General features: G+C 40.4%; 4 protein-coding genes. All 4 read right to left on the reverse strand.

What is annotated here, in order from left to right; genetic code table 11:
- Nucleotides 1-278 precede the first annotated feature (278 nt).
- The 4 genes from DFQ01_RS30645 to DFQ01_RS30660 all read right to left on the reverse strand — a co-directional run bounded on the left by DFQ01_RS30645 (nt 279) and on the right by DFQ01_RS30660 (nt 2,688).
- Nucleotides 279-713 (reverse strand): GyrI-like domain-containing protein, encoded by a 435-nt coding sequence (locus DFQ01_RS30645; protein WP_110047701.1) that lies wholly within the window; start codon nt 711-713, stop codon nt 279-281.
- A 235-nt stretch (nt 714-948) separates the two neighbouring features.
- The gene (locus DFQ01_RS30650; protein ID WP_146216944.1) at nt 949-1,437 is read right to left on the reverse strand and encodes a hypothetical protein; all 489 of its coding nucleotides are present in this window, start codon (nt 1,435-1,437) and stop codon (nt 949-951) included.
- 208 nt (nt 1,438-1,645) lie between these two features.
- The gene (locus DFQ01_RS30655; RefSeq protein WP_110047703.1) at nt 1,646-2,089 is read right to left on the reverse strand and encodes a GNAT family N-acetyltransferase; all 444 of its coding nucleotides are present in this window, start codon (nt 2,087-2,089) and stop codon (nt 1,646-1,648) included.
- Between the two features lie 257 nt (nt 2,090-2,346).
- Nucleotides 2,347-2,688: a DUF952 domain-containing protein gene (locus tag DFQ01_RS30660; RefSeq protein ID WP_110047704.1), complete on the reverse strand. Its 342-nt coding sequence runs from the start codon at nt 2,686-2,688 to the stop codon at nt 2,347-2,349.
- Between the last annotated feature and the right edge of the window lie 174 nt (nt 2,689-2,862).

Genomic DNA, 2,862 nt, shown 5'->3' on the forward strand with positions numbered 1-2,862 from the left:
TCATTATTTCGAATTAGTTGAATCAAAATGTCTTCTGTCATTAGCATCAACTCCTTAAATGGTATTTTGAACACAATGATTTCAGCTAACGTCTTTGTATTCACGAACCCTCACTGGCTTAAGCGCGTCAGCGCGGGTCGTCAGACTTAGCCAGTGCAGGGTTGTCCGGCTGCTTCCACTTCCCCGAAATGCCTCTGCCGGACCGAGGGCCGGATGGCCCGATGCGTGAATACGGTGTTAGCTGATGCACCACACTTCTTAGAGTTATCCTTCACAAATCATTTAATTTGAATGTAAGAATCGAATTCACTTTCTGGGTCTTCACCTTTAAATCTTTCATCATAGACTTCAAAACATACAATGTCATATTGTTCAAAATTATTTAATGCTAGCCAATCTATAAGGATATAAAATGTTTCACCAATCTTACTTAACGGGCCTTTATGAGTCATTCCAATATACTGACCAGCTGGGATCACATAAGAAAACATACCTTCTGGAATTTCTATTATTTCTTCAACTTCTATCCCCGCTAAATAGCCTGGTTCATTTCTCTTAATAACTCCAAGAGTTTCAGGAGAATTCTTACGACCCTGTATTTCTTGAATTCTAGAAAACAAAATAGGCCAAAAATATCCAGGCTTTGTAGGATTTTCTATGCTTCCAATTCCAATTACTTTCTTCTCTTGAAATTCATAAACCTCAGGTTTCATGTAATACCTCCGTCTTTTTTTTGGGTTTTTATAAGTTTTCGTGGTGTTTCAGCTAACGTCTTTGTATTCACGAACCCTCACTGGCTTAAGGGCGCCAGCCCGGGTCGTCAGACTTAGCCAGTGCAGGGTTGTCCGGCTGCTCCCACTTCCCCGAAATCCCTCTGCCGGACCGAGGACCGAATGGTCCGATGCGTGAATACGGTGTTAGGTGAAGTTCAAGACTTCCCGATTAACCTTAAATACGTTCTTCCGATTGATCTAACATATCTAGAAACCGCTTTGAACTAAGAGGAGCTGACTCTTCCAAAAAGATCCCACCACTAATGCCTTGAAAATCATTAAATAAATCATTAAGTACATTCCTAAGATTGGCTACATCCTTCAATTCAGAATCGATTGATAGACCATAAATTACATATCCATCTGTAGTAAATGAAAGAATTAATTTACTAATGTAGTCTTCCTTTGAATTCAAATAAAAACGAAACCCCTTGAAAGGTTTCTTCATCCCAATTTCAACAACATTCGAAATATCAACCGCTGGAACCCAATCGTACTCATCAAAATTAGTACTTACATCATCCGAAATTCCATGGGGAAGTATCATAAGTTCTTCATCTTTTAGGTCTTCACAGGACTGTCTATCAGAAAATCTATTAATAAAGTTATTCAGTGAGTTTCTATCTCTTAACGATGATAAAACATAAAGATCATAATCTGGCACTTAAATCGTCCTTTCTTGAATTTCACCTAACGTCTTTGTATTCACGAACCCTCACTGGCTTAAGGGGCGCCAGCCCCGGGTCCGACGGACTTAGCCAGTGCAGGGTTGTCCGGCTGCTCCCGCTTCCCCGAAATGCCCCTGCCGGACCAAGGGCCGAATGGCCCGATGCGTGAATACGGTGTTATGAGAAGTTCTTGCCTTCTTGAATCTACTTGAACATTGTCATTGTCCAGGTTTTAAACCCGTTCTTATTATAAAAATCCATTACTTTTGTCCAATCTTTATTAGCTGTGCTAACTGTAATTCTATATATTCCTCGATCAGTTAATTCCTCACCTATCATTCTCTTTAATAACGCTGTTCCAAATCCTTGTTCCCTATATTGAGGATGTACATATATCTCTTCTAATTCAAAATACAAGCTATCTGATTCCTTAAATACTGAAAGTCCATTATTGCTTTTTACTTCTCCAAGCAAATATCCAACAACTATTTCGTTTTCCGTTACTACCCATAATTCTTGATTCAAATATTGTTGTAAGTATTGAGTTGTATTTTTCTTTAATCCATAGGTAACATCTTCTTTTTCCCATACTTCTGATAATTCTGAAATCAGTTCTAAGTCTTTTGTCTGAGCTCTTCTTATTTCCATCTGGATTCTCCTCAAACAGATCTTTATAACTCATTGCAAGAATTTCTCATAACGTCTTTGTATTCACGAACCCTCACTGGCTTAAGGGCGCCCGCCCGGGTCGTCAGACTTAGCCAGTGCAGGGTTGTCCGGCTGCATCCGCTTCCCTGAAATGCCTCTGCCGGACCGAGGGCCGGATGGCCCGATGCGTGAATACGGTGTTATCTGACGTAATTGTCTTCCTCGTCTTACTCACACAATCTCTACTATTCTTATAATCATTTCAGTTCTTTTGGGAGTTGAAAAGTTCCTTCGGGATTTGGTTTGAAGAGGTATGTATTTATTACTGCTTCTAAATTTAATACACCGTAGATATGCGGGTATAGTTCATTTAAGTTATAGAGATCTTCCCATATTATTTTGTGTTTTACTTTCTCCTCCTCGATTAAAAGAAGTAACAGGTCTTCTTGCCCTTTATATAAATTATCGGCCACTATTAGCACCTGATCTAGTGAAGAACAGTGTATAAACCCTTCTTTTGCTATACTCTCATGATCGTAGTGCCCTTTATTCTTTGCTTCTTTCCATCTATCTTGTGTTGTAATATGTATTATTGCCATATGGTTTTCTCCTTCTAGCAATTATGTTAGATAACGTCTTTGTATTCACGAACCCTCACTGGCTTAAGGGGCGCATGCGCCGGGTCCGACGGACTTAGCCAGTGCAGGGTTGTCCGGCTGCTCCTCTTCCCCGAAATCCCTCTGCCGGACCGAGGGCCGAATGGCCCGATGCGT

Origin of the sequence: Paenibacillus cellulosilyticus (assembly GCF_003182255.1) — a bacterium.
Classification (GTDB): domain Bacteria; phylum Bacillota; class Bacilli; order Paenibacillales; family Paenibacillaceae; genus Paenibacillus_T; species Paenibacillus_T cellulosilyticus.

Bases quoted from the DNA above. Each gene is read 5' to 3' on its own strand.
- DFQ01_RS30655 (WP_110047703.1), bottom strand. From the start codon at position 2,089: ATGGAAATAAGAAGAGCTCAGACAAAAGACTTAGAACTGATTTCAGAA.
- DFQ01_RS30660 (WP_110047704.1), bottom strand. From the start codon at position 2,688: ATGGCAATAATACATATTACAACACAAGATAGATGGAAAGAAGCAAAG.
- DFQ01_RS30645 (WP_110047701.1), bottom strand. From the start codon at position 713: ATGAAACCTGAGGTTTATGAATTTCAAGAGAAGAAAGTAATTGGAATT.